Annotated in this window: 1 protein-coding gene; it reads right to left on the reverse strand. The window is 43.6% G+C overall.

Going from position 1 to position 1,551, the window contains the following annotated elements; translation table 11 throughout:
• Positions 1-208: 208 nt before the first annotated feature.
• Positions 209-1,393, reverse strand: coding sequence for an NAD(P)H-quinone oxidoreductase subunit H (locus tag IQ242_RS24450; protein ID WP_193961738.1), 1,185 nt, complete (start codon positions 1,391-1,393; stop codon positions 209-211).
• Positions 1,394-1,551: the final 158 nt, after the last annotated feature.

Below are 1,551 nucleotides of genomic sequence, written 5' to 3' on the forward strand. Positions count from 1 at the left end.
ATTTGAATTCTTTTCTGAACAAAACCCCCTACTATCTGTTGTCAAGGTTCAGTTTTTAGCTTGGTTATCGCTTTTTCCATTGTACCTTAAAGCCGTCCTAAAAGGACGGGGTTTTAACCCAAATTTTCGATAAAGGCCGATGTGCTTTTTTCATAAGACTAGACCAAAACGAGGGTGAGTTAATAAGATAACCCACCCTGAAAGAGATTTAGCGATCAACTGACCCCATAATAATATCAATACTGCCTAAAATCGCCATAATATCGGCAACTTTTACCCCTTTGAGGATATGAGGCAGAATTTGAAGATTATTAAAATCGGCGGCCCGAATTTTCCAACGCCAAGGGAAAACATCATCATTACCGACGATAAAGATACCTAATTCCCCTTTACCACTTTCCAAGCGCACATAATGTTCACCTTTAGGAATCTTAAAAGTGGGGGCGACTTTTTTGGCGATATATTGATAGTCAAAATCATTCCAAGCTGATTTTTTCCCTTCTGCCATCCGTTTTGCTTCCAGATTTTCGTAGGGACCACCGGGTAAACCTTTCAGTGCTTGCCGGATAATTTTCACCGATTCGCGCATTTCCCGAATCCGCACCAGATAACGAGCAAAACAATCGCCGGCAGTTTCCCAATGCACTTCCCAGTCAAAATCGTCGTAACACTCGTAATGGTCAACTTTTCTTAAATCCCATTTCACCCCAGAAGCGCGCAACATCGGACCGGATAAACCCCAGTTAATCGCTTCCTCTCTGGTAATGCAGCCTACCCCTTCAATACGACGGCGGAAAATCGGGTTATTAGTGATTAATTTTTCGTATTCGTCCACTTTCGGGTCAAAATAATCACAGAAATCCTCGCACTTATCCACCCATCCGTAGGGTAAATCTACCGCCACGCCACCAATACGGAAATAATTATTATTAATTAACCGCATTCCCGTGGCAGCTTCCCAGAGGTCATAAATCATCTCCCGTTCCCGGAAAATGTAGAAAAAGGGAGTTTGTGCGCCTACATCCGCCATAAAGGGGCCTAACCAGAGTAAATGGTTAGCGATGCGGTTGAGTTCCAACATAATCACCCGGATATATTGCGCTCGTTTGGGAACGGCGATATCGGCTAATTTTTCGGGAGCATTGACTGTAATCGCCTCATTAAACATCCCTGCGGCGTAATCCCAACGACTAACGTAGGGAACGTACATGACATTGGTGCGATTTTCGGCAATTTTTTCCATGCCCCGATGAAGATAACCGATCACGGGTTCACAGTCAATCACGTCTTCCCCGTCAAGGGTGACGATTAAGCGCAAAACACCGTGCATCGACGGGTGATGAGGTCCCATGTTTAAAACCATGGGTTCTGTTCTCGTTTCAATTTTTGCCATAGGGCTACCGATGATCCCGAAAATCTTTTTAAAGTTATTATAAGTAAACGCCTTGACAATACACAAGGACTATCGGGTATCAGTAATCAGTGATCAGTAATCAGTAATCAGTAGTCAGGAGATTATTTTTATTTATTCTCCCCACTACCCCACTACCC

The organism is Microcystis sp. LEGE 08355 (genome assembly GCF_015207185.1).
In the GTDB taxonomy this organism is placed as follows: Bacteria; Cyanobacteriota; Cyanobacteriia; order Cyanobacteriales; family Microcystaceae; genus Microcystis; species Microcystis panniformis.